Origin of the sequence: Tsukamurella spumae (assembly GCF_012396015.1) — a bacterium.
Classification (GTDB): Bacteria; Actinomycetota; Actinomycetes; order Mycobacteriales; family Mycobacteriaceae; genus Tsukamurella; species Tsukamurella spumae.
Genome location: NZ_JAAXOQ010000002.1, coordinates 161,427 through 187,134, shown reverse-complemented (window position 1 = coordinate 187,134; position 25,708 = coordinate 161,427). Strand labels below are relative to the sequence as shown.

The 25,708-nt window shown below is 70.0% G+C and carries 26 protein-coding genes; 3 read left to right on the top strand and 23 right to left on the bottom strand.

Annotated elements, in window-relative coordinates:
- Positions 1-111: 111 nt before the first annotated feature.
- The 9 genes from HF999_RS02400 to HF999_RS02360 all read right to left on the bottom strand — a co-directional run bounded on the left by HF999_RS02400 (position 112) and on the right by HF999_RS02360 (position 10,259).
- Positions 112-1,029, bottom strand: a complete 918-nt coding sequence (locus HF999_RS02400; protein WP_168544336.1) for a MetQ/NlpA family ABC transporter substrate-binding protein — start codon at positions 1,027-1,029, stop codon at positions 112-114.
- Positions 1,026-1,736, bottom strand: coding sequence for a methionine ABC transporter permease (locus HF999_RS02395; RefSeq protein ID WP_168544335.1), 711 nt, complete (start codon positions 1,734-1,736; stop codon positions 1,026-1,028). The genes HF999_RS02400 and HF999_RS02395 overlap by 4 nt, the downstream gene beginning before the upstream one ends.
- On the bottom strand, positions 1,733-2,728 hold the full coding sequence (locus tag HF999_RS02390; protein WP_168544334.1) for a methionine ABC transporter ATP-binding protein: 996 nt from the start codon (positions 2,726-2,728) through the stop codon (positions 1,733-1,735). Before HF999_RS02390 ends, HF999_RS02395 begins: the two co-directional genes overlap by 4 nt.
- 101 nt (positions 2,729-2,829) lie before the next feature.
- The gene (locus HF999_RS02385) at positions 2,830-3,507 is read right to left on the bottom strand and encodes a TetR/AcrR family transcriptional regulator (RefSeq protein WP_168544333.1); all 678 of its coding nucleotides are present in this window, start codon (positions 3,505-3,507) and stop codon (positions 2,830-2,832) included.
- Between the two features lie 5 nt (positions 3,508-3,512).
- Positions 3,513-5,675, bottom strand: a complete 2,163-nt coding sequence (locus HF999_RS02380; RefSeq protein ID WP_168544332.1) for an MMPL family transporter — start codon at positions 5,673-5,675, stop codon at positions 3,513-3,515.
- Positions 5,676-5,785: 110 nt separating this feature from the next.
- Positions 5,786-8,071 carry a serine/threonine-protein kinase gene (locus HF999_RS02375; RefSeq protein ID WP_068574261.1) on the bottom strand — a complete coding sequence of 762 codons (2,286 nt, stop codon included), beginning with the start codon at positions 8,069-8,071 and terminating at the stop codon, positions 5,786-5,788.
- Between the two features lie 70 nt (positions 8,072-8,141).
- The gene (locus HF999_RS02370) at positions 8,142-8,765 is read right to left on the bottom strand and encodes a CYTH domain-containing protein (protein WP_168544331.1); all 624 of its coding nucleotides are present in this window, start codon (positions 8,763-8,765) and stop codon (positions 8,142-8,144) included.
- A 23-nt stretch (positions 8,766-8,788) separates the two neighbouring features.
- Positions 8,789-8,995, bottom strand: coding sequence for a heavy-metal-associated domain-containing protein (locus HF999_RS02365; protein ID WP_168544330.1), 207 nt, complete (start codon positions 8,993-8,995; stop codon positions 8,789-8,791).
- 100 nt (positions 8,996-9,095) lie between these two features.
- Positions 9,096-10,259 (bottom strand): serine hydrolase domain-containing protein, encoded by a 1,164-nt coding sequence (locus HF999_RS02360; RefSeq protein ID WP_168544329.1) that lies wholly within the window; start codon positions 10,257-10,259, stop codon positions 9,096-9,098.
- Between HF999_RS02360 and HF999_RS02355 the strand changes: the two genes are divergently transcribed.
- Positions 10,258-10,737 (top strand): NUDIX hydrolase, encoded by a 480-nt coding sequence (locus tag HF999_RS02355; protein WP_068574253.1) that lies wholly within the window; start codon positions 10,258-10,260, stop codon positions 10,735-10,737. The two genes, HF999_RS02360 and HF999_RS02355, sit on opposite strands and share 2 nt — an antisense overlap.
- A 3-nt stretch (positions 10,738-10,740) precedes the next feature.
- Here the strand turns inward: HF999_RS02355 and HF999_RS02350 are convergent, their stop codons facing one another.
- On the bottom strand, positions 10,741-12,486 hold the full coding sequence (locus HF999_RS02350; RefSeq protein ID WP_068574251.1) for a GMC oxidoreductase: 1,746 nt from the start codon (positions 12,484-12,486) through the stop codon (positions 10,741-10,743).
- A gap of 133 nt (positions 12,487-12,619) precedes the next feature.
- On the opposite strand from HF999_RS02350, the gene HF999_RS02345 reads away from it, so the two are divergent.
- Entirely contained in the window at positions 12,620-13,192 is a 573-nt protein-coding gene (locus HF999_RS02345) for a TetR/AcrR family transcriptional regulator (RefSeq protein ID WP_168544328.1), read from the top strand.
- On the opposite strand, the gene mce1N is transcribed toward HF999_RS02345, so the two are convergent.
- The 7 genes from mce1N to HF999_RS02310 all read right to left on the bottom strand — a co-directional run bounded on the left by mce1N (position 13,176) and on the right by HF999_RS02310 (position 19,732).
- Positions 13,176-13,664 (bottom strand): transport-regulating membrane protein Mce1N, encoded by a 489-nt coding sequence (gene mce1N / locus HF999_RS02340; protein WP_168544327.1) that lies wholly within the window; start codon positions 13,662-13,664, stop codon positions 13,176-13,178. The genes HF999_RS02345 and mce1N overlap by 17 nt on opposite strands.
- Positions 13,661-14,242, bottom strand: coding sequence for a hypothetical protein (locus HF999_RS02335; protein WP_168544326.1), 582 nt, complete (start codon positions 14,240-14,242; stop codon positions 13,661-13,663). The genes mce1N and HF999_RS02335 overlap by 4 nt, the downstream gene beginning before the upstream one ends.
- 55 nt (positions 14,243-14,297) lie before the next feature.
- The gene (gene hemB / locus HF999_RS02330) at positions 14,298-15,290 is read right to left on the bottom strand and encodes a porphobilinogen synthase (protein WP_068574243.1); all 993 of its coding nucleotides are present in this window, start codon (positions 15,288-15,290) and stop codon (positions 14,298-14,300) included.
- Positions 15,291-15,311: 21 nt separating this feature from the next.
- Positions 15,312-17,033 (bottom strand): bifunctional uroporphyrinogen-III C-methyltransferase/uroporphyrinogen-III synthase, encoded by a 1,722-nt coding sequence (locus HF999_RS02325; protein WP_210733372.1) that lies wholly within the window; start codon positions 17,031-17,033, stop codon positions 15,312-15,314.
- A gap of 26 nt (positions 17,034-17,059) precedes the next feature.
- Positions 17,060-18,001, bottom strand: coding sequence for a hydroxymethylbilane synthase (gene hemC, locus HF999_RS02320; protein WP_312853987.1), 942 nt, complete (start codon positions 17,999-18,001; stop codon positions 17,060-17,062).
- A gap of 1 nt (position 18,002) precedes the next feature.
- A complete protein-coding gene (locus tag HF999_RS02315; RefSeq protein ID WP_168544324.1) occupies positions 18,003-19,340 on the bottom strand; it encodes a glutamyl-tRNA reductase in 1,338 nt (445 codons plus the stop codon).
- A gap of 149 nt (positions 19,341-19,489) precedes the next feature.
- Complete coding sequence (locus HF999_RS02310) at positions 19,490-19,732, bottom strand: glutaredoxin family protein (protein WP_168544323.1); 243 nt, start codon at positions 19,730-19,732, stop codon at positions 19,490-19,492.
- 65 nt (positions 19,733-19,797) lie between these two features.
- Here HF999_RS02310 and HF999_RS02305 point away from each other — a divergent pair, with 65 nt between their 5' ends.
- Positions 19,798-20,685 carry an HAD family hydrolase gene (locus tag HF999_RS02305; protein WP_168544423.1) on the top strand — a complete coding sequence of 296 codons (888 nt, stop codon included), beginning with the start codon at positions 19,798-19,800 and terminating at the stop codon, positions 20,683-20,685.
- Between the two features lie 171 nt (positions 20,686-20,856).
- On the opposite strand, the gene HF999_RS02300 is transcribed toward HF999_RS02305, so the two are convergent.
- From HF999_RS02300 to proC, 6 genes are all read right to left on the bottom strand, one after another.
- A complete protein-coding gene (locus HF999_RS02300) occupies positions 20,857-21,780 on the bottom strand; it encodes a type IV toxin-antitoxin system AbiEi family antitoxin (RefSeq protein ID WP_168544322.1) in 924 nt (307 codons plus the stop codon).
- 227 nt (positions 21,781-22,007) lie between these two features.
- The gene (locus HF999_RS02295) at positions 22,008-23,075 is read right to left on the bottom strand and encodes a lysophospholipid acyltransferase family protein (protein WP_168544321.1); all 1,068 of its coding nucleotides are present in this window, start codon (positions 23,073-23,075) and stop codon (positions 22,008-22,010) included.
- Complete coding sequence (locus HF999_RS02290) at positions 23,072-24,163, bottom strand: NAD-dependent epimerase/dehydratase family protein (RefSeq protein WP_168544320.1); 1,092 nt, start codon at positions 24,161-24,163, stop codon at positions 23,072-23,074. The genes HF999_RS02295 and HF999_RS02290 overlap by 4 nt, the downstream gene beginning before the upstream one ends.
- Positions 24,164-24,238: 75 nt before the next feature.
- Positions 24,239-24,340, bottom strand: coding sequence for a 30S ribosomal protein bS22 (locus tag HF999_RS02285; RefSeq protein WP_003402602.1), 102 nt, complete (start codon positions 24,338-24,340; stop codon positions 24,239-24,241).
- Positions 24,341-24,501: 161 nt separating this feature from the next.
- Positions 24,502-24,747, bottom strand: coding sequence for a helix-turn-helix domain-containing protein (locus HF999_RS02280; RefSeq protein WP_068574228.1), 246 nt, complete (start codon positions 24,745-24,747; stop codon positions 24,502-24,504).
- A 128-nt stretch (positions 24,748-24,875) separates the two neighbouring features.
- Positions 24,876-25,685: a pyrroline-5-carboxylate reductase gene (proC, locus tag HF999_RS02275; protein ID WP_168544319.1), complete on the bottom strand. Its 810-nt coding sequence runs from the start codon at positions 25,683-25,685 to the stop codon at positions 24,876-24,878.
- Between the last annotated feature and the right edge of the window lie 23 nt (positions 25,686-25,708).

Genomic DNA, 25,708 nt, shown 5'->3' with positions numbered 1-25,708 from the left:
CTGGAAAACAGGTTTCCTGCGATGAAACCCGTGTTGCAGTGTAATGCGCATCACATCAGTGGGCAAGCATGACGACGATCACGCCCCTGGTGGACCTCCCCGGAGCCCGCGCTACAGCGGAAGCAGGATGTTCTTCACCCGTGGATCCGTGCGCAGGAACTCCTGCACCGCGGGGTCCTTGAAGGCCGCCACCAGATTCTTGATGTTCTCGGTGTCCTTCCACTTCGAGCCGATGGTGAGCTGGCCGGCGAACTCATCCGGGGCGGGCGGTGCGAAGATCTCCTTCTCGATGCCCACTCCCGCGGCGAGGTAGTACTCCGTGTACCCGACGGCGGCGTCGAGATCCGGCAGTGCACGGGTCTGCGCGGCGAAATCGAGCAGGGTGAACTGCAGGTTCTTCGGGTTCGTCGCGATGTCCTTGACGGTCGCCTGCCACTTGTTGACCTCGGGCTTGAGCGTGATCAGCCCGGCGCGCTCCAGGAACCACAGCCCCTGCGCCTCGTTCGCCGGATCCGAGTAGAGCGAGACCTTGGCGTTCTGCGGCAACTGCTTGGGATCGGTGTACTTGTCCGAGAACAGGCCGAAGCCCCACCGGAACACGGGCGTGGCGGCCTCCTCACGGAAGTCGGGATTCGCCTGCAGGACCTGACCGAGCCACAGTTTGTGCTGGTAGACGGTCGCAGCCACCTCGCCCTCGCTGACGGCACGGTTGATGGTCGTGGAGTCCGCGAGACCCTTGAAGGCGATCGTGATCCCGTGCTTCGGAGCCACGTCCTTCGCGACGAACTCGATCAGTGCCTGTTCCGCGGCATTGCCCTCCGTGGTGGCGACCAGCAGAGTGGCGCCCGCGGTCTCGTTGGCGGTGTTCGTCCCGGAGCCGCCGAAGACGCGCCAGCCGACGAAGCCGGCGACGACGAGGGCCACCAGGACCACGGCACCGATGATCACCGGACGACGCGAGCCGCGAGTGGTGAATCCGTGGTCATCAGCCGGAGGGGCTGCGGGCGTGGGGGTTTCAGTGTCGCTCATGCGAGAGCCTTTCGGAAGACGGTCTGTTCGGGGGAGAGGTGCCGCACCAGGGCGTCACCGGCGAGCTGGATGGAGGTGACCACGACGATGAGCACGGCGATGGTGGCGATCATGACGCCGTGGTCGAACCGCTGATAGCCGTACGTCACGGCGACGTAGCCGAGGCCGCCGGCGCCGATGGTGCCGGCGATGGTCGAGTACTCGATCATGGCGATGGTGTTGATCGTCAGTCCGCCGACGATGCCGGGCAGCGCCTCGGGGATCTGTGCACCCCAGATGATCTGCGCGTTCGACCCGCCGGAGGCCTTGGCCACGGTGACCACTTCCGGCGGCAGGGCACGCAGGCTGTTCTCGACGATCCGGGCGAAGAAGGCGATCCCGGCGATCGACATGGGCACCACGGCCGCGGCGATACCGATGTTCGTACCCGTGAGGAACCGGGTGAACGGGATGATCGCCGTCATGAGCACCAGGAAGGGCAGCGACCTCCCGATGCTGATCACCCACGTGAGCGGCTGGTGCAGAGCCGGTCTCGCGAGCAGTCCGCCGGGCGCGAGGTTGTGCACGAGAGCGCCGAGCGGGACGCCCACGACGAGGACGATCACCATGACGAGGCCGACCATGATCACCGTGTCGCGCAGTGCGGGTAGCACCAGATCGGGGATCTCACCCAGCGGCACCGTGATCCCGGACGCGAGCGAGGTCATGCGGCCACCGCCTCGGGCACCGCGGTGTCGGTACGCAGCCCGAGGGCTCGAACGGCCTCGAGGACGCGAGCCAGGTCACCGTCGTCGACGCCGATGGTGACCGTGCCGACGGTCACGCCTCCCACCGCCTGCACGGAGGCCGACAGCAGCGCGACCGCCGCACCGGTGCCGATCGTCACTGAGCTGAGCCAGTCGGGCCGCACCGCGGTGTCGTAGGTCAGGCGCACCCTCGTCTGGCCCGACGGTGCCGTCGCCGCCGGGCCCGCGGAGCGCAGAGTCCGTCCCAGAACCGATCCCGGGTCCGTCAGCAGGTCGACGAGGGCGCCGTGTTCTGCGAGAACGCCGTGGTCGAGGCGGGCCGCGCTGTCGGCGACACGGACGATGGTGTCCATCTCGTGGGTGATCAGCACGACGGCGAGGTCCAACTCATCGCGCACGTCGCGGACCAGATCGAGATACTGAGCGGTGGCATCGGGGTCGAGGCCGGACGTGGCCTCGTCGGAGAGCAGCACCTTGGGCCGCAGCGCCAGCGCTCGGGCGATCCCCACCCGCTGACGTTGGCCGCCGGAGAGCTGGTGCGGGTAGTGGGCGGCCTTGTCCGCCAGCCCCACCCGGTCGAGCAGCTCGGCGACGCGCGCCCGCGTCTCTCCCTTGGTCACGCCCAAGTACTCCAGCGGGAGTGCCACGTTCTCCGCTGCGGTGCGCCGGCGCAGCAGACTCGAGGATTGGAAGACGGTGCCGATCCGGCGACGGGCCGCCCGCAGCTCCCTCTCCGGCAGGGCCGTCAGGTCCTGCCCGCCGATCACGACGGTGCCGCTCGTCGGACGCTCCAGCAGGTTCAAGCACTGTGCGAGCGTCGACTTCCCGGAGCCACTGGGACCGACCACGGCGAAGATCTCGCCCGCCGCCACAGTGAAACCCACGTCCCGCAGCACCGACACGGCCGTGGCTCCCGACCCGTAGGTCTTGGTGAGGTTCCGCACCTCGATCATCTGTCCTCCTCGCGATGTGAGGAACACAGTGCGGCATCGGGCGCCGCGACAGAACGGTTGCGGTCAGGCTGATCCGAGAGGTCCGTCGCCCCGCGGACCGGTCAGCCCTCGCGCAGTGCGCGAACCAGCCCGAGAGCCTCGGCGGTGCTCGGCAACTCGTCCATGCCGGCCGTGAGGGCGATGCCGAGGCACGCCCCGCAGATCACGCGGTCGGCGTACTCGATCGGGTCCCCCCACGGCAGGAACGGTTTGGCGACGAGCAACGAGGCGACCCCGTGCGCGATCGTGAGCATCTGCAGGGCTATCGGCCGCGGATCGCCCGGCGGATAGAAGCCCGCGTCCTGCAGACGCCGCACCGTCTCCTCCAAATGACCGAAGGTCGCGTTGCCCAGCATCACGTCCACGTCGGAGGCGGAGTCCGACGGATCCATCAACGCCAGTCGGTACTGCTCGGGGTTGTCCAGCGCGAAGCGCACGAACTCGAGCCCCTGCGCACGCGCCGCGTCGAGCGCTGTGGCGGCACCGGTATCGGCCACCCGCAGGGCATCGTCGAGCCGCTCCAGATACCGCGCGACGACGGCGTCCAGGAGCGCGTTCTTGTCCGCGTAGTGCAGGTAGATCGACGGTGGGGTGACGCCGACCCGCTGCGCCACCGCGCGGATCGAGACCGCCTCGGCGCTGCCGGTCTCGACCAGCAGCTCCGTGGCCGCGTCCAGGATGTCGGCACCGAGACGGTCACCGTCCCCGCGTTTGCTGCGCCGCCGGCGCTCCGCTGCCATGGCGTCTACGACTCTCGCAGGCCGACGCGGTCGTGCAGGCGCCTGAGGGGGGCGGGCGCCCACCAGTTCCAGGTCCCCGCCACGCGCATGAACGCGGGCACGAGCAGCATGCGGATCAGGGTGGCGTCCAACAGGACTGCGATCATCATGCCCACGCCGAACATCTTCATGAAGGACACGCCCGCGAATCCGATGGCCGCGAACACGATCGCCATCAGCAGCGCCGCGGCGGTGACCACGCGTCCGGTGCGGGCGATGCCCATCGCCACGGCCTCGTCGTTGGCGGCGCGGTCGTGCGTCGGCGAGTGATCCCAGAACTCCTTGATCCGCGACAGCAGGAACACCTCGTAGTCCATGGACAGGCCGAAGGCGATGCAGAACATCAGCACGGGCACGTTGGCGATGAGCCCGCCGGGCACCGTACCCAGGCCGTCCAGCCACCCCCACTGGAAGATCGCCACCAGCGCGCCGAACATCGCGGACAGCGATATCACGTTCATCACCAGCGCCTTGAGCGGGAGCACGACGCTGCCGGTGAGCAGGAACAACAGGATGAACGTGGTCACCGCGATCACGAGCAGGACAAGGGGCAGGGTGTCGAGGATCGACTGGACCGAGTCGCGGTTGAGCTGGGCCGACCCGCCGAACGAGGTCGGAGCCGGCGCGCGGACCTCACGCAGCCGGTCGAGCTGATCCGATGCGGCACGGGCCAGGGGGTCGAGCTTCGACGAAACCGTCACCAGGACGGTGCCGTTCGACGCCCTGGCGGTCGGGTCGCCGTCGGCGATCCGGTGCCCGCCGAGGTAGGTGCCGGTCGGCGCGACCACCGTGCCCGTCGACTCCACGGTCGATAGGCGCGCGGCGTAGTCGGCCACGGCATCGTCGTCGACCTTCTCCGTGAGGATCACGGAGACCTGGCCCGCGGAGTCCTCCGCGAAGTCCTCGCGGATGATGTCGCCCACTCGGTGCGAGGAGGCCGAGGCCGGGAGCACGCGGTCATCGGGGAAGCCGAAATGAACACTGAGGAACGGGCTTCCGAGCACCAGCAGGAGCGCGATGAGGGCCAGGCCGACCGGAACGGCGCGCCGCAGCACGCCGCGGGTGAAGCGGTAGAAGAGGCTGTCGTGCGGGTCGGGTTCGGGCCCGCGCCGGCCGATCTTCAGGGCGTCCACCCGGTCGCCGAGGACGGTGAGGATCGCGGGCGTGAGGACGAGCGTGGCGAGCGCCGCGAAGACCACCACCGCCACACCCGCGTACGCGAACGAGCGCAGGAAGTACATCGGGAAGATCGCCATCGCGGCCAGTGAGAGACCGACGATCACGGCGGAGAAGATCACCGTGCGGCCGGCGGTGTTCATGGTGCGGCGCAGCGCTTCCGGCCTGTCACCGCCTGCGGCCACCTCCTCGCGGTAGCGACTGAGGACGAGCAGCGTGTAGTCGATCGCGAGCGCCAGGCCCATCGCGGTGGTGAGGTTGAGCGCGAAGATCGAGACATCGGTGATGGCCGTGAAGGCACGCAGGATGCCGGTGGTCGCGATGATCGCGGCGATGCCGATGAGGACCGGGATGGCCGCCGCCACAAGCCCGCCGAACACCCACACCAGCACGAGGAAGGTGATCGGGATGGCGACCGCCTCGGCGACGAGCAGGTCCTTCGACGACTGGTCGTTGATCTGCGCGTAGCTGTAGGCCTGGCCGCCGGGCGTCATCGTGACGGGCGACGGCGCCCCGGGGAGGTTCTCGACGATGGCCTTCGCGTTGAGCGGCGCCTGCGACTCGCCACCGGCGATGGAGGCGACGATGAGCACGGTGCGCTTGTTCTCGCTGAGCAGCATCGGGGTCGGCGCGGAGAAGCCGTCGACCACGCTCTCGACCCGCCCGTCGCCCTTGAGCCGGTCGACCAGGTCACGGCCGTAGGCGGACGCCGGGCCCTCCTGCCCCTCGGGCACGGACACCGCGAGCACGAGCGGGAGGCCGCCGCGGTGGAAGTCGTCGGCCATGTGGTTGTAGGTCTGCATGGCCTCGGCCTGCGGGTCGACGTAGCCGCCGGCCTGCAACTTGTCGGCGACACCCGCGCCTGCGAGGCCGAGCCCCGCCAGCAGGATCACCGCGAGCAGCAGCACCGCCTTGGCGCGCCGCGCGACCAGTCGCGTGAGTGCGTCGATCATCGTCCGACCTCCGGGAGAGTTGTGATAACGCCGTTAAGTTAACAGCGTTATTACAGGCCCCGTCAACCGCCCGAGGTAGGAAATGGAGCGTGACGTCGGCTACACCCGCGTCAGATGACCCGTCCGTTTCCGACGTACGCGCCGCCGCCGGCGGCACGAGCCGTCCCATCCAGACTCAACGACCAGAAGTCCGGTGGCTTGTTTGCCACGGCGGGGAAGAGGCGCCTGCTTCGATCCGTAATGAGCACCCGCTGACCGTCGGTGCCGATGACGTCACCGAATGCCAACAGGGCTCCTCCGTCCGCTGTGAACGCATCCCACAACTCGGTCGGGTTTGCTCCCGACGAGTCCGACGACAACTGGTAGTACGTAGCGAGCACCTTGGTCCCCACACCCGTGACCCGGACATACCAGTTGCCTGGACGTCCCTTCGCCCGATCGGCAAACATACTGCGAGCCCACAGCAGGTTCCCTGTCGCGGGATTGACCGTGCCGACGACGATCTGGCCACCGACCTCCTGGTACACGACTGGAAGGGGCGATACCGGTGCGTCGCAGTTGCAGTCGTCGCTCGCAGCCTTCCAACCCGCCGCCACGTCCTTCACCGCACCGTTGCGATCCACCACCTGCAGTGCTCCCGACGCGGTCGTCAGAAGCACCCCGGTGGCGGATCCGCTGATCGTGGGGTTCTCGTTCTTGGCGAGATCGCGCTGAAAGATCACCCGTCCGTCCGCGGCGAGGACACGGAGCTGTCCCTTCGCGAACGGGTCCGAGCCAGCCGGACTGGTGACTGTGACAGCCAATCCTGCGGTCGGGTAGACCTTCACCGAGGTGCCGGCGAGCCGCGACATCACGGTTCCGTCCGGGCGGTAAAGGGTGGCTTCCTTGCCGGCAGCGCCGACTACCACGACACCGTCGCCCAAGAATGCAATCCCGGGCCCTGGGACTTCACCGAGTCGAGTCAGCGCGCCGGTTTCGACGTCGAGGACCGTGCCCCGCCAGGCGGACGATCCCATCGGAGAATCCGCGCAGGCGAGCTTAGAAGCGCGGAGCGCGCACTTGTAGTCCGCACCGTCGTACGGGATCGGCTCACGCCGGATCTTGCCGGTCGCCGGGTCGACGACAATGATCAGTGGTTGGTCGTAGGTTCCGCCCTTGAAGACCGCGGTCTTCTCGTCGGCGGCCAAAAACGTCGGCGTCGTTGGCCCCGTAGTGACTCTCCAACGCCAGCCCTCGGGCTTGTTCTCTAATGACGGCAGCAACGGAGAGACCGAGGTCCGCGGCATAGCGGCCGCCTCGGCCGTCGGGGCCTGCGTAAGCCCACTCGTCGGGTCGTCCGACTGAACCCATCGATATCCGGCGTATCCACCGGCAACCACCACCAGCAGCACCACGACCGCGGCCGCCGCGAGAGCGTTCCGCTTTCGTCGGCCACGGGGTCGCGAATCCGCTGGAGCGGCGAGAGGCTGTTGCTCGCCCCGAAGGAGCGTGCGATCAGGGTCATCGTCGGCCGGACGCGGCTGCGCGACAGGCGGAACGGCGGGCGATACCGTCGGCGGAGCCGCTATCGCGGTCTCGCGGAGCCCCGCATCAAGCGCGGCGGCGAAGTCCGCCGACGAATCGAAGCGATCAGCCGGAGACTTCGACAGTGCCCTCCGCAGTGCGTCGTCGACATCCGGCGACAGCTCGGGCCGCAGCGCAACCGCGGACGGCGGCGGGGAGGTCAGGTGCGAGCCGATCACGATGGCGGCGTTGCTGTTCTGGAATGGAGCCTCCCCTACCAGGAGCTGGTACGCGGTACACGCCAGCGAGTACTGGTCGGACCGACCGTCCAACTGCTCGCCCCGGAGCTGTTCGGGTGACGCGTAACTCAGCGTTCCGACGGTGACGCCGGTCCCCGTCAGCTCTGAAGTCTCCGACCCCATCCGCGCGATGCCGAAGTCCGTGAGCATGACGTGCCCGTCGGTACTCAGCAGGATGTTGGCGGGCTTCACATCCCGGTGCACGAGACCACGGTCGGCGGCGTAATCCAGGGCGCCCGCCACGGCACCGATGCTGTCAGCGACCTCTTTCGGCGCGAGTCGACCCTGCTCGCGCAGCCGCCGCGACAGGTCCAGCCCGTCGACGAGCTCCATCGCGATCCACAGCCGCCCCTCGAACTCGCCCCGGTCGAAGACCTTGACGATCGCGGGATGCGACAGCGACGAGGCGAGATCCGCCTCCCGCTCGAACCGCGCGCGGAACTGCGGATCGGAGGCGAACTGCGGCGGCAGCACCTTGAGCGCGTCGGACCGCGGCAATCGCGGGTGCCGCGCGACGTAGACCTCTCCCATGCCTCCCGCACCGAGCAGTCGCTCGATCCGGTATCCGGCGAAGTCATCACCCGTTTGCAACATCACCCCTCCTCACGGAGGTCATGCTGCCACGGACCGGTTGGCGACGGCTTGGCAATCCCTGACTCGCGCGTCAGACCCCACCGAGACGGTTCTCACCGAGGGAGTGCACGAACCGCGGGCCGAGGAGCGCGAGCTCGCGGGCGTAGGCGTCCGACCAGCCGCCGAAGGGGATATGGGCGAGGTATTCGTTGCGGAACCGGTCGTCCTCGGACACCTCGGTGGCGCAGAAGTCGGGGATCGCGAGGTCGACGACGGGGCCGCCGCGCTCTACCTCCGCCATGACGAGCGGCGCGTTGGCGCCGAGGAAGTCGTCGATGATCCAGCCGTCCTCGCCGAGCCACATCGAGTAGCGCACCTTCGCCACCACGTGTTCCGCGCGGCGGACGATCTGGCCCGCCACCAGTGCATCGAGCTCGCGCTCGGCCTCGTAGCGGGTGCCGCTCACGGCCGGCCCCTTGGCCGCCATCGTGCCGGTGGTCGCGTCCGCGAGGGCGTCGATGAGCGCACCGGGATCGTCGGTCAGTTCCGACGGTGCCGGCCCCTGGACGCGCACCCGGACCGCGTATCCGTCGGCGGCGAACAGGTACGCCTGCACGATGAGCGTGGGCGCCGGGTCGAGTGCAGCGGCCTCGGGGATCTCGCGCACGAAGAACTTGCGCTCGAACTCGAAATCCCCGAAACCCTGCTCAGACATGCCTCAACCGTAGCCGGTCGAGGTCAGACCAGCGCGTAACCGGCTTCCTTCACCGCGGCCTCGACGGCCTCGCGAGTCAGCTCGGCGTCGCTGGCGACGGTGACGGCGCCGGTCTCGACGTTCACGTCCACGTTCGTGACGCCGCCGATCTCCGAGATCTCCTCCCGGACCGACGCCGCGCAGTGCCCGCAGGTCATCCCGGTCACGGTGTAGGTGCTCTCCACTGCCATCTTCCACTCCTCATCTCGGACGGGCCTGTGACCTCTCATGATCCGGCGCACCGTCGAATCAACCATACCCCCTAGGGGTATTTTTGCGCCAGCCCGGGCCTCACCCGGCCGCGGTCGTCAGGAAACGCCCGATGGCACCGAACTCGGAGGGCCCCGCCAACTGCAACTGCCCGAGCCACACCGCGACCCGGCCCGTATCCGGATAGAAGTACAGAGCCGTCCCCGATCCGCCGACCCAGCCGTACCGGCCGGGGACGCTCCACGGATGCGCCCGGTCCACGTCGACCGCCCCGCCGTAGCCCCACGCCGCGCCGTCGAGGAAGACATCGCCCGGCTGCGGCGGTACCTGCACGGCCGTCATCGCCGCCACGGAATCGGTGCCGAGCACGCGGACACCGTCGAATTCGCCTCCGCCCCGGAGCATCCGGCCGAACCGGAGCAGATCGTCCAGCGTCGAGAGCAGGCCGCCGGCGCCGGACTCGAAGACCGGCGGCGGGACGAAGGCACCGTCGGCCGGGTCGACGACCGCGAGCCCGTCGGGACCGGTCATCACGGCGTCGCCGAGCCGCGGGCGCATCGCATCGGTCGCGCGGAAGGCGGTGTCGGACATGCCGAGCGGCACGAGGACGGCATCGTCGAGCACCTCGCCGAGCGTGCCTCCCGTGGCGCGCGCGAGCAGGACGCCCAGGACGTCCGCGCCGGTGTTGTAGGTCCACCCCTCCCCCGGCTGGTGTGCGAGCGGGATCCGCGCGGCGCGGGCGAGCCACTCGTCAGGCGGCGGGGTGCCGAGCGGGTCGGCCGGCCCCTGATGCAGCTCGCCGAAGAGGGCGCCCATCAGCGGCGCGGAGAAGTCGGAGATCATGCCCAGTCCGCCGGTGAAGGACAGCAGGTGCCCCACGGTGATCGGCCGGACGGCGGGCACGGTGTCGTCCAGCGGGCCGCTGGGGTCGCGCAGGACGCGAGGCTCGGCGAGCTCGGGCAGCCACCGCGACACCGGGTCGTCGAGGCCGACAGTGCCCCGCTCGACGTGCACGAGCGCGGTAGCGGCGAGGATCGGCTTGCCGATCGAGGCGATGCGGAAGACGGTGTCCCGGGTCATCGCGACGCCCGGCGCCCGCTCACCCGCCACGACCACCTCGAGTCCCGCCTGATCGTCCAACGCGGCCACGGCGCCCGGAAGCGGCCCCAGCGCCACCTCGCGCTCAAGAAGCTCCTGCAGCACGGCACCCCTCCCGATCGGATCGTTACGTACGCTGACAAGCATGCCCATTCCCGAGTACGTCCGCAGCATCCGCGAGAAGATCGGCACCGATCTGCTGTGGTTGCCGGGCGTCGCGGCGGTGGTCGTCAACGAGGCCGGCGAGGTCCTGCTCGGTCGGCGTGCCGACACCGGCGAGTGGGCGTCGATCGCCGGCATCCTCGAGCCGGGAGAGCAACCCGCGGAGGCGATCGTCCGGGAGATCCGGGAAGAGGCGGGCGTCGAGGCGGAGGTGCTCGACCTGCTCGCGCTGCGCACCGACGAGCCGGTACGCTACCCGAACGGCGATGCGGCGCAGTACCTCACGATCCTGTTCCTGTGCCGGTACGTCTCCGGCGAGGCGCACGTCGCCGACGACGAATCAGTGGAGATCGCCTGGTTCTCGCCGACCACGCTCCCGCCGATGTCCGTCCGGCAGACCGAGCGCGTGCACCGCGGCCTCGCCGCGCTCCGCGGCGACACCCACCCCGCCTGGCTGCCGTAGCCGCTAACCGATGACCTGCTCACCCCGCCGGATCTCGACGATCGGCAGGCGCAGGGCACCGGGCGCGTTCGCGGGCACGACGGGCCGCCGCGGCTCGACGGGCGCGATACGGCGGTAGGGCTCGCCCTGCGGCGCACGGGTGTCCACCTCACCCTTGTTGGGCCACAGCGCCGCCGCCCGCTCGGCCTGCGCGGTGATGGTCAGCGACGGGTTCACTCCGAGGTTCGCGGACACGGCGGAGCCGTCGACCACGCTGAGCGTCGGGTAGCCGTACACGCGGTGGTAGGGATCGATCACGCCGCGCGACGCGTCCTCACCGATCGCGCATCCGCCGAGGAAGTGCGCGGTCATGGGGATGTTGAAGACCTCGCCCCAGGTGCCGGCGGCGGCACCGTCGATCTTGTCGGCGATCCGGCGGGTCGCCTCGTTGCCCAACGGGATCCACGTGGGATTCGGCTCCCCGTGCCCCTGGCGCGAGGACATCTTCCGGCCGAACAGCCCGCGCTTGGTGAAGGTCGTGATCGAGTTGTCGAGGTTCTGCATGACGAGCGCGATGATCGTCCGCTCGCTCCACCCGTTCACGAGCAGCACGCGCAGGAACGCGAGCGGGTGCCGCACGACGGTGCCGAGGAACTTCAGCCAGCGCGGCACGCGGCCGCCGCCGTCGGTCATCAGCGTCTGCAGCATGCCCATCGCGTTCGAGCCCTTGCCGTAGCGCACCGGCTCGACGTGGGTGTCGCTGCTCGGATGGAAGGAGCTGGTGATCGCCACGCCGCGCGTGAGGTCCAGCTCCTTGTCCACCGTCATGCGGACCGCGGAGAGGATGGACTCGGAGTTCGTGCGCGTGAGCACGCCGACCTGATCCGAGAGCTCGGGCAGCGCGCCGGTGTCGCGCAGCCGGTGCAGCAGCTGCTGCGTGCCCCAGGTGCCGGCCGCGAAGACGACGTGCTGCGCCGTGTAGGTGCGCCGACGCTTGCGGACCTTCGCGCCGGAGCGCACCGTCGACACCGCCCAGGTGCCGTCGACGAGCTGCGTCACGTCGGTCACCGTCGTGAGTGGGTGCACCTGCGCGCCCGCCCGCTCGGCGAGCCCGAGGTAGTTCTTGACCAGCGTGTTCTTGGCGCCCCACCGGCAGCCGGTCATGCACTCGCCGCACTCGATGCAGCCGGTGCGATCGGGGCCGGCGCCGCCGAAGAAGGGATCCGGAACGGTCTTTCCGGGCTCTCCGAAGTACACACCCACGGGGGTCTGGATGAAGGTGTCGCCCGCACCCATGTCGTCGGCGACCTGCTTGACGATCTCGTCGGCGGGCGTCATGTGCGGATTCTGGACGACGCCGAGCATCCGGCGGCCCTGGTCGTAGAAGGGCGAGAGCTCGTCGAACCAGTTCGTGATCCCGGCCCATTGATCGTCCTCGAAGAACGAGGCCGGGGGCTTGTACAGCGTGTTGGCGTAGTTCAGCGATCCGCCGCCCACGCCGGCCCCGGCCAGGATCAGGCAGTCGCGCAGCATGTGGATCCGCTGGATGCCGTACAGGCCCAGCGCCGGCATCCAGACGAACTTGCGCAGGTCCCAGCTGGTCTTGGCGAAGTCCTCGTCCGCGAACCGCCTGCCCGCCTCGAGCACGCCGACGCGATAGCCCTTCTCCGTGAGACGCAGGGCGGTGACGGACCCGCCGAAGCCGGATCCGATGACGAGCACGTCGTAGTCGGTCGTTTCGGCGGGGGCGGGGGCGGCTGAGCTGGACATGGTGGTCTCCTTCGGTCCTCCACGGCGGGGCGGTCGCCGGGTGACATGAATCACTGTCGTGTTCCATTTGATTACACATCAGGCTGATCTGTCAACCATGCGCACAGACTTCGACTAGATGTACGCTGGCGACATGAGTGCCCCCGCGAGCTTCCAGACCGAGGTCAAGCAGCTGCTACGCGACCGCGCGCTGGACGCCACCCGCGATCTGGTCCACGACGAGGGCTGGGGCGCGGTGAACATGTCGCTCATCGCCAAGCGGGTGGGGGTCAGCCGCACGGCGCTCTACAAGGCCGTCGGCGCCCGCGACGAGGTGGCCCGCGCGCTCATCGCCCGGGAGACGGACGGCTACCTCGCCGGCGTCGTCGCGCGGCTCGGTGAGCACCCCCGCGACCTCCCCGCCGGATTCGCGGCCGCCGCGACCTTCGCACTCGAGTACGGTGCGGACAACGCGCTGCTCAAGTCCATCCTGGCCGGCGACCGCGGCGACGCCGACCTGCTCCCCCTGCTCACCACGGACCCGTCGGCCGTGCTCGACCGGGCCATCGCCGCGGTCGCGCAGGCACTCCCCGCCCGGGTGCCCGACGGTGCCGTCGAGGTCTTCGTCCGCCTCACCGTCAGCCACCTGCTGGGGCCGCGCGGCCCCGTCGACCTTGCGGCCGATCAGATCAGCCGGGCCGTCACCGGGCTCATCCCGCCTTCGTGAGCAGGGGCTCCAGGGAGGCGCGCAGGGCGTAGTCGTTGCGGGCCCAGGCCTGCACCGTCGAACCGTCCGTGAGTTGCAGCCCCATGCCGTACCGACGGCGCGGCACCTGGCTCAGCCGCCCCATCGCGCGGGCCGAGGACCACGCGGGGAAGTCCTCCGGCTTGGCCTTCTTCGGGTGATCCGGTGCCTTCCCGGGGAGGATCCGCGCGATCTCGGCGACGGGGATGCTCTCCTCGCCGCACCGCAGTTCGTCGTCCGTCAGCTCGACCGACACGTGGGTGCGGCCGGCGGTGACCTGCATCCAGACGAACCCCTGCGTGGCCAGGCCCAACAGCAGCCAGATCCACCACTCCGAGGTGCGACCGGCGAGCAGCCACTGGGTCACGATCATCGCGACCGTCGCCAGCGGGACCAGGAGCAGCCAGACACGGGAGAGGCCGCGCTCGGCGTACCGGGGGACGGAGTCGCTCACCGGCGTGCCCCCGCGATCGTGCCCGGATTGAAGTACTCCAGCGCGTCCCGGCTGTTCGCCGTGATCATCGCGCCGACCACCGCGATCGCCGCCAGGATCGCCGGCACCGCGATCTCCGCCTCGCCGGAGAAGAACCCCAGCACGCCCTGCACCAGTACGAACGCCGCGACGAACTGCAGTACCACGCGGGACCACCCCTGGCCCCGCCACAGGAAGAACACCAGCAGCCCGACCACGATCACGCCGAAGGCCACTGCCACGAGCGCGAACAGGAACACGCTGTTGTCGAACTGCTCGAAGGTCTTGTACTGCTCGCGGTTGATCTTCGCGAAGGTGCCGTCGCCCTTCTGCATCGCCGCGAACTCCTCGCGCACCGCGTCGGAGCCGCGGCCGATGACCGCCTTCGCCACCTGGGACACCACCGACGCGAGGACCACGAAGATCCACAGCTGCACGGACAGCTTCACGTCGTCGGGCCGGGGACCGCGCGGCGGCGCGGGTGCGGGCGGCGGCGCGGGCCACGTGGGCGGCTGCGGCCCGGGACCGGGCCAGACGGGACCCTGGTGCTGCATGTTCACCACTGCGCTCCCTCTGCCCGACCAGGTGCCGGAGCGCCGTGCAGGCGGCTCACGGTCACCACGTTCCCCTCGCGATCCACCCCGCGGCCTCGGTGGCCCAGTAGGTCAGGACGATGTCCGCGCCCGCGCGGCGGATCGACAGCAGCGACTCGCGGATCGCGGCGTCACGGTCGATCCAGCCGTTCTGCGCGGCCGCCGTGATCATCGAGTACTCCCCCGAGATCTGGTACGCCGCAACGGGAACCGGGGAAGCGGCGGCGACGTCGGCCAGCACGTCCAGGTAGCTCATCGCGGGCTTGACCATGACCAGGTCGGCACCCTCGGCGAGGTCGAGTTCCAACTCGCGCAACGACTCCCGCCGGTTCGCCGCGTCCTGCTGGTACGTCCGACGGTCCCCCACCAGCGACGAGCCGACCGCCTCGCGGAACGGACCGTAGAACGGGGAGGCGTACTTCGCGGTGTACGCGAGGATCGAGACGTCCTGGTGGCCCACGGAATCCAGCGCGGACCGGATCACGCCGATCTGGCCGTCCATCATCCCCGACGGCCCCAGCATGTGCGCCCCGGCGTCGGCCTGCGCCACCGCCATCAGCGCGTAGCGCTCCAGGGTGGCGTCGTTGTCCACCCGCCCGGCACCGTCGAGCACCCCGCAGTGACCGTGCGCGGTGAACTCGTCCAGGCACGTGTCGGCCATGATCACCGTCGCGTCGCCGAGATCCTCGCGCAGGGCGCGCAGGCCCCGGTTCAGCACCCCGTCGGGCTGCCACGCGACGCTGCCCTCGGCGTCCTTGTCGGCATCGTCGGGGACCCCGAACAGCATGATCCCGCCGACCCCGGCCCGGACCGCCTCCTCGGCCGCGGCACGCAGCGAGTCGACGGTGTGCTGGACGACGCCCGGCATCGACGAGATCGGCGCCGGAGCGTCGATCCCGTCGCGCACGAACATCGGCAGCACGAGCTGCCGGGGCTCCACCGAGACCTCGGCGACGAGCCGCCGGACGGCGGGCGTGGTGCGCAGCCGGCGCGGCCGCACGTGGGGGAACGTCATGTCTCCCAGCCTACTTGACGGTCAGGAGCGCGAGCGGCGCGGCTTCTTCCGCGGCGGGGGCAGGGCACCCTCGGCGCGGAGCCGGGACGCGTGTGCGGCCAGCGCCTCGACCAGGTCCTCGACCGACGCGGTCTCGGGCTGCACGTCCACCCGCAGACCGAACTCGATCGCGGTCTCGGCCGTCTTCGGGCCGATGCACGCGACGATGGTGCGGGCGTGCGGCTTGCCGGCGATGCCGACCAGGTTCCGCACCGTCGAGCTCGAGGTGAAGCAGACCGCGTCGAAGTCGCCGGTCTTGATCATCTCGCGGGTCGAGGCCGGGGGCGGCGCGGCCCGCACCGTGCGGTACGCGGTCACGTCGTCGATCTCCCAGCCGCGGTCGCGCAGGCCCTCGGCGAGGGTCTCGGTGGCGATGTCGGCGCGGGGCAGCAGGACCCGGTTGACCGGGTCGAAGACGTCGTCGAAGGGCGGGAAGACCTCGAGCATGCCCAGGCTGGACTGCTCACCGGTGGGGATCAGCTCGGGCTCGATGCCGAAGGCGCGGACCTTCGCGGCGGTCTGCTCGCCGACGCAGGCGATCTTCACGCCGGAGAAGGCACGGGCGTCCAGACCGAACTCGATGAACTTCTCCCACACGGCGCGCACGGCGTTCGTGGAGGTGAAGACCACCCACTGGTAGCGACCGTCGACGAGGCCCTTGACCGCGCGCTCCATCTGGGCGGGGCTGCGGGGCGGCTCGACCGCGATGGTCGGGACCTCCATCGGGATCGACCCGTGGCTGCGTAGCCGGTTCGACATCTCGGCGGCCTGGTCCTTGGTGCGGGGCACGAGCACGGTCCAGCCGTACAGCGCGCGCGACTCCCACCAGGAGAGCTTGCTCCGCTGGCCCACGACCTTGCCGACGGTGACCACGAGCGGGCCCGGTAGTCCGGCGCCGGCCTCGTTGAGCGTCGCGAGAGTCGCCTCGACGGTCTTCTGCTTGCAGGTCGAGCCGTGCGCCGTCACGGCCACCGGGGTCTGCGGCGCGAGGCCGTTCTCGACCAGCGCGGAGGCGGTGTCGGCCAGGTGCTCGGCGGTCGCGCTCAGGACCAGGGGCGACGGTGCCGCGGCCAGCGCCGCCCAGTCGACCTCGCCGCGCACGTCGGCCTCGGTGTGCGCCGAGCCCAGCGCCATTCCGGCGTAGGTGGGGACGGCGGTCGCGGGTGCGAGGCCCGGGACGATCTCGAAGGCGATCTGCGTCCGGGCGACGGCGTTGACCTCGGCCAGCACCGCGTCCGAGGACAGCGGGTCGCCCGCGACCAGACGCACGACGTCGTGCCCGTGACGGGCCTGCGCGAGCAGCGTCTTGGCCACCTCGGCCGGCTCGCCGAGCGCGGGCGCGACGGAGGCGGGGTTGCGGAACGCGGGCTCGCTCTTGCGGCCCTTCGCCGCGGAGGCGGAGGCCGTGTCGGCGCCGTCCTCCTCGGTGTCGATCGGCTCGACGGGCAGGGCGGACCCCACGATGTCGAGGACGGTCTGCGGAACGTCGGGGTCGGTGAAGACCGTCCGGGCGCCCGCGATAGTCTGCTCTGCACGCAGGGTGAGCAGACCCGGATCGCCCGGGCCGGAACCCACGAAGGTGATGCGCCCCGGCACCGTCGCGCGGCCCCGGGCCGGCTTGTTCGCCTTCGCGGCGGCGCGGGTGGACACCGCGTCGGTGTCGGCTGCCGTGTCGGCCTTCGCGGTCTGTGCAATGCGGCTCATGTATCGGCTCCCAGTAGTTGCGGGTGCTACGCGAGCAGGTCGCGTGCGCCCAGGTCGAGCAGCTCCCGTGCCAACGCGATGCCCAACGCGTCGGCGTCGCCCACCGGACCGACCACGGAGGCCCGGACCGAGTCGGAGCCGTCCGCCGCGAGGGCGACGCCCCGCAGTGACAGCTCCTCGAAGATCCGACCGTCGTCGTCGAGGGACTCGACGACCTCCGCGATCGCACCGACAGGCGCGGTACACCCGGCTTCCAGCTCGGCGAGGAGGGCGCGCTCGGCGGAGACCGCCGCGCGCGTGACCGGATCGTCCAGGCCGGAGAGCACGGAATGCAGTTCCGCATCGTCGCGTCGGCACTCCACTGCGAGTGCACCCTGAGCGGGCGCGGGCAGCATCTGCACCGGGTCGAGCGCTTCCGTCACCTCGTTCTGGCGACCGATCCGCTTGAGTCCGGCGAGGGCGACCACGATCGCGTCGAGTTCACCGTCCGCTACTTTGCGTAACCGAGAGTCAAGGTTGCCTCGTAGGGGGCGGATTTCCAAACCCAGACCCAGTGCAGTAAGCTGTGTCGCCCGCCGCGGGCTGGACGTGCCCACCACGGAGCCCGCCGGCAGCTCACCCAGCACCAATCCGTCGCGCGCAACGAGGGCGTCGCGGGAGTCCTCCCGGGTCGGCACGGCGGCCAGCAGGAGCCGGTCGTCGGGCGCGGTGGGCAGGTCCTTGTACGAGTGCACGGCCACGTCGACCTCACCGGCGGCGAGGGCGTCGCGCAGCGCGGAGGTGAACACGCCCACGCCGATCCGCTCGACCGGATCGGAGCTCAGATCGCCGGGGGTGGCCACGATGACCAGCTCGGCGGGGTGCCCCTGCGCGATCAGAGCGTCACGCACGGTGCCGGCCTGCGTGGTCGCGAGCAGCGAGCCGCGGGTGCCGATGCGGATGGGATTCGGGACGGGTTGCGTGGCCACTTCAGACACTTCGGTCGTCGGATCCTTCGGTTGCGGAGACGACGCCAGTGGCGCCCGGCTTGAGTTCGAAGAGTTCGCGCAGCGCCTCGGCGTAGGAATCGCCGCCGGGCGTCGCCGCGAGCTGTTTGACGCGCACCGTCGGGGCGTGCAGGAGCTTGTCGACGACGCGACGCACCGTCTGCGCCACCTCGTCCCGGTCCGTGCCCTCCAGGCCCGGCAGGCGTGAGTCGAGGCGCAGCAGCTCGGCCTCCACGACCTCGGCCGCGCGACGGCGCAGCGCCGTCACCGTGGGGGTGACCTCGGCGGAACGCTGGGCCGAGAGGTACTCGGCCAGCTCGTCGGAGACGATGCCGCGCGCTTTCTCGGCGTCCTCGGCGGCGGCCTGCGTGCCGGGCTCGCGCGAGAGCGCGTCGATGTCGATGACGGTGACGCCCGGCAGCCCGACGACCGCGGGTTCCACGTCGCGGGGCAGGCCGAGATCGCAGACCACCAGGTCACTGCCGACGGTGCGCTGCGCGAGCGCCGAGTGCACGTCCGCGAGGCTCACCACGCTGCCGACCGCGCCGGTGCAGGCGATGAGCACATCGGCGTCGACGAGCGCGTCGACGATGCCCTCCATCGGGACGGACCGCGCACCGTCGACCCCGGCGTCCAGTGCCGCCTGCGCCAGGCGGGCGGCCTTGTCCTCCGTGCGGTTGGCGACGGTGACATCGGCGACCCCGGCGCGAGCCAGGTGCGCGACGGCGAGACCGCCCATGGCGCCGGCGCCGACCACGACGGCGCGCCGCAGCGAGCCGCCCTGGGCGGACAGCACGCTCTGGGCGCGATCGAGCGCCACGGAGACCACGGACGCGCCGGCCTTGTCGATGCCGGTATCGGTGTGCACGCGCTTGCCGACGTGCAGCGCGCGCTGTGCGAGATCGTGGACGACCCGGCCGGCGACCTGGTTCTCGTCGGACGCGGCGTACGCGCCGCGGATCTGGCCGAGGATCTGCTGTTCGCCCACGACCATCGAGTCGAGGCCGCTCGCGACCGAGAACAGGTGCTGGACCGCGGCCTCGGAGTAGCGGACGAAGGCGTGCTTGCTGAGCTCGTTGATGGAGAGGCCGGACCGGGCGGACAGCACGTCGGAGACGGCCTCCAGCGCGGGGTGGAAGGCCTCCACGACGGCGTAGATCTCGATCCGGTTGCAGGTGGTGACCACCATGACCTCGTCGATGTGGGGCGACTCCATGAGCTGCGCCAGCACCTTGGGACGATCGGTCTCGGTGATGGCCAGTTTCTCCAGCACCGACACCGGCGCGCTGCGGTGCGACGCGCCGAACAGCAGAACCGACACCCTCGCTGCTCCTTCGAAGATCTCACGGAAGAAACTACAGTCCGTAGTTTCCCGTACAGGCACGGTACCCCGCATCCCCTGAAATGGGAAAACGCGCCCAGCCTGACCTCACCCGCACGGGTGACACCGAGTGCCGCCCGTGCAGCTCTTCAGCCCAGGATATCGGCCCGCAGCCGGGTGATGTCCACCTCCCAATAACTGTGCTGCCGGCCGTCGAGCAGAACCACCGGCAGCATGTCGCCGTACTCGCCGCGCAGTTCGGTGTTGCCGGGCGCGTCGACGTCCAGCTGCTCGTAGTCGAAGGGCACCTCGGCGCGGAGCGCGGTGAGCTCGTCGTGCGCACGGGCGCACATGCCGCAACCCTCACGGGTGAGGAGTGTGATGACAGCCATGCACTCAGTGTGACAAAGGCGCGAGCGCTAAGGTTGGACAAGACCACGCAACGCGGGAGGTGCCCTTGTCCGACCAGGCCAGCGCTGACGAACGTCGGCAGAGCGCGGCGGGCGAGGCGAGCGCCGATGCCGCACACTCGCTCCTGCTCGAGAAGGAGGGCCGCGAGGACGGCGCGGTGCTGCCGGATCTGACGGCCGCCGCCTTCTTCGACGTGGACAACACAATGGTCCAGGGCGCGTCGATCGTGCACTTCGCCCGTGGCCTGGCCGCACGCAACTACTTCAGCTACTCCGACCTCGCGTCGGCCGTGTGGGCGCAGGCCAAGTTCCGGCTCACCGGCAAGGAGAACAGCGAGGACGTGGCCGCGGGTCGCGAGAAGGCGCTGTCCTTCATCGCCGGCCGCTCGACGGAGGAGCTCAAGGCCGTCGGCGAGGAGATCTACGACGAGATCATCGCCGACAAGATCTGGCCCGGTACCCGCGCGCTGGCGCAGATGCACCTCGACGCCGGCCAACAGGTGTGGCTGGTCACCGCCACCCCGGTCGAGCTGGCGCAGACGATCGCGGACCGGCTGGGACTGACGGGCGCGCTCGGCACGGTGGCCGAGTCGCAGGACGGTGTCTTCACCGGCAAGCTCGTCGGCGACATCCTGCACGGCCTCGGCAAGGCCCACGCCGTGCGGTCGCTGGCGATCCGCGAGGGCCTGAACCTCAAGCGCTGCACCGCGTACAGCGACTCCCACAACGACGTGCCGATGCTCTCCCTGGTCGGCACCGCCGTCGCCATCAACCCGGATTCCGACCTGCGTGATGTCGCCCGGGTTCGGGGCTGGGAGATCCGCGACTACCGCACCGGCCGCAAGGCCGCCAAGATCGGCGTCCCCACCGCCATCGGCGTCGGCGTCGCCATCGGCGGCGCAGCCGCGCTGATCAAGCACTTCAGCGACGACTGACGGTCGCGCAGCCGTCTCACCCGCGCAAGCCCGACGGTGCCACCCTCCGGCTCGGGCGCCGTCTCACCCGCGCAAGCCCGACGGTGCCGCCCCTCCGGCAGCCGTCCTCCGGGCGGACCGCGGTCCACCGATCAGTCCTGACTCTGCATAACGCTGCAGCGTTATGCAGAGTCAGGACCGATAGCGGCAGGATCCGTCGAGCAGCAGACCGAAGGGCCCGAGGGCGTCGTGGAGCCTGTTCCGGAGGCGGTCGGGTTCCTCGCAGTCGTCCCAGTCCCAGTGCGTCGGGTACAGGTTCCGGCTCATCAGCAGGCTGTCGCGCTGGATCCGCTGCTCCGAGGTGAAGCCGCCCTCCTGCTTCCCCTTGCCGTCGAACTCGCCGACCACGCGCTCGGCCCACAAGAAGTCGACCCGCGCCTCGAGAGCGCCCGCTTCGTTGAAGAGCTCCCGCTGCAGCTCCGGGCGCGGGATCTCGGGCCACTTGAGCATCAGCGCTCGGCTGCGCGACTCGCCGACGGATTCCGACAGCGGCGACGCCTCCTCCAGCGCCGCAAGCAGATTCGCGATCCCCTGACGCCGGCCCAGCCTCGCTATCGCCGCCTCCAGATCCGCCCGCACGACCCCCATCCGCAACGCCGCGTCCAGCGCACAGACCGCCGCCACGAAGTCGCCGGCCAGAGCGAGATCGAGCGCAGTGCGCGCGATCGACGTCACCGTCACCCCGTCGACCACCACGACGTCCTCCGCGTCCAATCGCCGGACGTGCAGTCTGCGGCGCCCCCGCTTCGTTCCGCCGCGCACGCCGTCACACGTGAAGTCGACTGTCTTCCAATCGGAGTTCAGTGTCGCCATCCCGTGCACCGCGGCCGCTGCCGCGTGACTGAGTACCGTCGCGTCGCTCGATCTCTGCGCGGCGGCGATCGCGCTGAGCCGCAACTCCTCCCACGGCGGCAATCGCCCACCGAGGTGGTAGGCGCCGCGCCACACGCGGGTCATTCTGTTCTTCTGCTGCCAGACGCGGATCTGCCGATCGGTCGCACCCAGCGCCAACAGCTCGTCGCGATGCCGGAATTCGACCGGCTCATCGTCAGCCATGTTCACCCCCGTCGGCGCCCCCACGCCGTCCACCTGCATTCTGGCTCATCGACGGGAAACCCCGATGCGGTTCGTCGACTCCCGGATCTGCCGCTATCGGTTCACCTTCTTCATAACGTTGCAACGTTATGAAGAAGCAAGACCGATCTGTGGACCGCGGTCCGCCCCGGGCACGGTCCGCACCGGAGCGGAAGGACACCGTCGGGCTGCCGAGGCGGACCTCGGACCTAGAAGTCCTGGAAGATGTTCTTCCGGCGCGCGAGGATGCGGTACAGCGACTGCTGGATGGTCTCGCGCACGTTGTCGGTGAGCTCGAAGACGACCATGGGATCGTCCGCATCGGCCTCGGTGAAGTGGTCCGTCGCGATCGGCTCGCCGAACTCGATGTGCCACTTCGACGGCAGCGGGACCATGCCCAGCGGTCCGAGCCACGGGAACAGCGGCGTGATCGGCGCGTACGGCAGGCCCAGCAGACGCGCGACGGGCTTGACGTCCGCCAGCATCGGGTAGATCTCCTCGGCGCCCACGATGGACACGGGGATGATCGGTACCTGCGCGCGGATCGCGGCGGTCACGAAACCGCCCCGGCCGAAGCGCTGCAGCTTGTACCGGTCGCGGTAGAGCTTGCCGATGCCCTTGAACCCCTCGGGCCACACCGCCACGAGCTCGCCGCGGGCGAGCAGTGCCTCCGCGTCGGCATTGCAGGCGACGGTGGCGCCCATCTTGCGCGCGACCTCGCCGATGAACGGGTACTCGAACGCCAGGTCCGCCGCCAGCAGCCGCAGATGGCGCTGGTCCGGATGGTTGTCGTGCACTGCGACGGCCGACATCAGCCCGTCCAGCGGGATCACGCCGGAGTGGTTCGCCACCAGCAGCGCACCGCCCTCGCGGGGCAGGTTCTCGGTGCCCGTGGAGTCCACCCGGAACCACTTGTCGTACATCGGGCGCAACGCCGGCAGGAACACGGCGTCGGTGAGGTGCGGATCGAAACCGAAGGGGTCGATGTCGTAGTCGCCGGTGAGGCGCTCACGGACGAAGGCGGCACCGTCGACCACCGATTCCGCGGCGCGCTCGCGCCACCCCGGGCCGGGCTCGGCGGGCTGCGCCGCGGCCAGGTAGTCGGGGTTGAGGGCGTGCACCGTGGCCTCACGGGCCGGGGCCGACGGGGCGGGGGTGCCGGTGAGGGCGGACGGGTGCCGCTGCTGCGCGCGCTCGCGTCCCTCGCTGCGGGCGGTGTCGATGGACACGGGCAACTGCAGCACCTTCGCGTGCTGTGAGCCTGATGGGTTGGTCATTGATCTACCGTCCAGCCGTGCCGTCCTGAAGAGCCGATTCCCGCGAACCGTCGAGCCAGGGCCGTGACCCGCTGCTCGACGCCCACGATCGACTCCACACCGATTGTAGGTTCTGCCGGGCCGTGGCGGGCGACGTCTTCCATCACCTGGCGCGTGGTGAACCGCGGCGCGAAGCCGAGGTCCTGCCGCATGCGCGTCGTGTCGAAGGCGTTGCCGAAGCTGAGGTAGGCGAGCTGCACCTTGTCGGTCGTGTACCGACCCCGGCCGCGGATAGCGGCGACGGCCGGCCCGAAGGCGGGTTTGACCACCGGGAGCGGCATCCGCCCCGACAGGCGAATGGCCTGCGACATGGAGATGGCACCGTCGCCGGCGATGTTGAACGTGCCCGCCCTCCCCGCGACCACGGCGTGCTCCAGCGCGCCCAGCGCGTCGTCCTGGTGCAGCAGCTGCAGCCGGGCGTCGCGCCCGATGATCGAGGGCACCACGGGCCGCTCGAACAGCGAACCGAGCAGGGTCTCGATGTTGGGGCCGAGGATGGGGGCGAGCCGCATCACCGTCAGGTCGATGTCGGTACGACGGCGGGCCATGCTGCGGGCGTAGGCCTCCGCGTCGAGCAGGTCACGCGGGTGGCCACTCGCGGCGGCGCCGCCGACCAGATCCTCGGTGACCAGCGCGGGGTTGCGCGATCCGGAGCCGTACACCTGGGTCGAGGAGCGCATGACGACCCGCTTAACCGTCTCCGACTTCTGGCAGGCCGCGAACACCCGCATCGAGCCGAACACGATCGCGTCCTTCGTGGACGCCGAGGGGAAGTGGTTGTCGGTGACCGAGGTGGAGCAGTGGACCACCGTGTCCACCTCGTTGGTCGCCATGATCTTGCCGAAGACGTGGCTGCGGTAGTCGACGCGGATGAACTCTGCGGGCTCCATCCGCCGGTGCAGCGCCTTGGTCGGCGGCACCGCGTCGACCCCGATCACGCGCTCGATGTCCGGCCGCTGGGCGAGCCGGCGCACGAGGTAGCCGCCCACGAAGGTGGACGCGCCCGTCACCATGACGACGCGCGGCGCACTGACGGCCGACTCACTCATTACTGAAGAGTAACCGGAAACACGAAAGCCCGCCCATGTCCTGGGCGGGCTCTCATGAAAGTGTGACCAGAAGGCCTACTTGCCGAGTTTCCTACGCTGCACCCGGGTGCGGCGGAGCAGCTTGCGGTGCTTCTTCTTCGACATGCGCTTGCGGCGCTTCTTGATCACTGAACCCATGGGTTCCTCACGTCTCTCTATCGAATTGCCATGATCGTGCGCGGTGGCCGGGTACGGAAAGAGCCCCCGCGTCCACGCAGCAGGCTTCTACTTTACCCGGCGCAGTGGCCCAGGCGAAATCCGCCCGGGCCACGATCACCGCTGACGCCCTTCGGCGGGGCCTAGCCCGCGTCGAAGAACGAGGTCTGCAGGTAGTCGTGCACAGCCTTCTCATGCACACGGAAGGACCGACCCACCCGCACCGCGGGGAGCTCCCCGTTGTGCACCAGGCGGTAGACCGTCATCTTCGACACCCGCATGAGGGTGGCGACCTCGGCCACCGTCAGGAACGACGAGCCGGCTGCCTGGGGAGCCTGAGCTCCGGCACCGATCTCGGCGGGCTTGCTGTTCTTGTTTGCAGACGCCATGAATTCCCTAACCTCCGGCACATGTCGCGCCGCCGGCTTCCCCTCCGGCGGACCTGACACGCACGTGCTTCGAGCAGCTTAGCGGTACCAATGGGAATAATGCGACGGGAGTGAGCTAACCGAAGGTTCTAGGTGCTGCGCCCGAGCTCGGCCGATCGCTCAGCACAGGCCCGCGTCGCCGCATAAAACGCAGGTCGGAGACCATTTTTCTCCAGTTCGCGGATCGCTGCCGCCGTGGTACCGCCGGGGGAAGTCACCGCCGCCCGGAGCTCGGTCGGCGACGGAGAAGTCTCAACCATTAGTGCACCTGCGCCCGCGATGGTGTGCGTGGCGAGGGTCGTGGCCTGGTCCCGGGTGAGCCCCAGATCCACGCCGGCGTCGATCATCGCCTCGGCGACGAGGAAGGCGTACGCGGGCCCGGAGCCCGACAGCGCCGTCACCGCGTCGAGCTTCGACTCCGGTACCACCAGCACCTCGCCGACGGCCTCCATCACCGACCGGACGAGCGCCACGTGCCCCTCCGTGGCATCCCGGCCGCCGGAGACGCCGCTCATCGACTTGCCGACGAGCATCGCCGTGTTCGGCATGACCCGCACGACGGGGGTCCCCGCCGGCAGCACCGCTTCGTAGGCCGCGGTGGGCACTCCGGCGGCCACGGAGGCCACGACGGCGCCGTCCCGCAGCCCGGCCGCGATGTCCGGCAGGATCGCCGACACCACGTCGGGCTTGACGGCGATCACGACGAGCCCGGCACCGTCGACCGCCTCTCCGATTCCCGCGACGGCACGGACGCCGTACCGCTCGGACAGCTCGCCGGCGCGGCCCGCGTGGGGCTCGACGACGGTCAGCGATCCGGGCTCGTAGCCCGCGGCGACGAGGCCGCCCAGCAGCGCCTCCCCGATCCGCCCGCCGCCGATCAGCGCGATGTTCTCACTCATGAAAAGTCCTCCTCCAAGGGTCG

Excerpts from the sequence above, each read along its gene's own strand:
- HF999_RS02280 (WP_068574228.1), bottom strand. The coding sequence starts at position 24,747 with ATGGCGTCTGCAAACAAGAACAGCAAGCCCGCCGAGATCGGTGCCGGA.
- HF999_RS02385 (WP_168544333.1), bottom strand. The coding sequence starts at position 3,507 with ATGGCAGCGGAGCGCCGGCGGCGCAGCAAACGCGGGGACGGTGACCGT.
- HF999_RS02295 (WP_168544321.1), bottom strand. The coding sequence starts at position 23,075 with ATGACCAACCCATCAGGCTCACAGCACGCGAAGGTGCTGCAGTTGCCC.
- HF999_RS02310 (WP_168544323.1), bottom strand. The coding sequence starts at position 19,732 with ATGGCTGTCATCACACTCCTCACCCGTGAGGGTTGCGGCATGTGCGCC.
- HF999_RS02350 (WP_068574251.1), bottom strand. The coding sequence starts at position 12,486 with ATGTCCAGCTCAGCCGCCCCCGCCCCCGCCGAAACGACCGACTACGAC.
- HF999_RS02395 (WP_168544335.1), bottom strand. The coding sequence starts at position 1,736 with ATGACCTCGCTCGCGTCCGGGATCACGGTGCCGCTGGGTGAGATCCCC.
- HF999_RS02285 (WP_003402602.1), bottom strand. The coding sequence starts at position 24,340 with ATGGGTTCAGTGATCAAGAAGCGCCGCAAGCGCATGTCGAAGAAGAAG.
- HF999_RS02300 (WP_168544322.1), bottom strand. The coding sequence starts at position 21,780 with ATGGCTGACGATGAGCCGGTCGAATTCCGGCATCGCGACGAGCTGTTG.
- HF999_RS02360 (WP_168544329.1), bottom strand. The coding sequence starts at position 10,259 with ATGCTTGTCAGCGTACGTAACGATCCGATCGGGAGGGGTGCCGTGCTG.
- HF999_RS02380 (WP_168544332.1), bottom strand. The coding sequence starts at position 5,675 with ATGATCGACGCACTCACGCGACTGGTCGCGCGGCGCGCCAAGGCGGTG.
- HF999_RS02400 (WP_168544336.1), bottom strand. The coding sequence starts at position 1,029 with ATGAGCGACACTGAAACCCCCACGCCCGCAGCCCCTCCGGCTGATGAC.
- hemB (WP_068574243.1), bottom strand. The coding sequence starts at position 15,290 with ATGACGTTCCCCCACGTGCGGCCGCGCCGGCTGCGCACCACGCCCGCC.
- HF999_RS02355 (WP_068574253.1), top strand. The coding sequence starts at position 10,258 with ATGCCCATTCCCGAGTACGTCCGCAGCATCCGCGAGAAGATCGGCACC.
- proC (WP_168544319.1), bottom strand. The coding sequence starts at position 25,685 with ATGAGTGAGAACATCGCGCTGATCGGCGGCGGGCGGATCGGGGAGGCG.
- HF999_RS02390 (WP_168544334.1), bottom strand. The coding sequence starts at position 2,728 with ATGATCGAGGTGCGGAACCTCACCAAGACCTACGGGTCGGGAGCCACG.
- HF999_RS02370 (WP_168544331.1), bottom strand. The coding sequence starts at position 8,765 with ATGTCTGAGCAGGGTTTCGGGGATTTCGAGTTCGAGCGCAAGTTCTTC.
- HF999_RS02325 (WP_210733372.1), bottom strand. The coding sequence starts at position 17,033 with ATGAGCCGCATTGCACAGACCGCGAAGGCCGACACGGCAGCCGACACC.
- HF999_RS02345 (WP_168544328.1), top strand. The coding sequence starts at position 12,620 with ATGAGTGCCCCCGCGAGCTTCCAGACCGAGGTCAAGCAGCTGCTACGC.
- HF999_RS02365 (WP_168544330.1), bottom strand. The coding sequence starts at position 8,995 with ATGGCAGTGGAGAGCACCTACACCGTGACCGGGATGACCTGCGGGCAC.
- HF999_RS02290 (WP_168544320.1), bottom strand. The coding sequence starts at position 24,163 with ATGAGTGAGTCGGCCGTCAGTGCGCCGCGCGTCGTCATGGTGACGGGC.
- HF999_RS02375 (WP_068574261.1), bottom strand. The coding sequence starts at position 8,071 with ATGTTGCAAACGGGTGATGACTTCGCCGGATACCGGATCGAGCGACTG.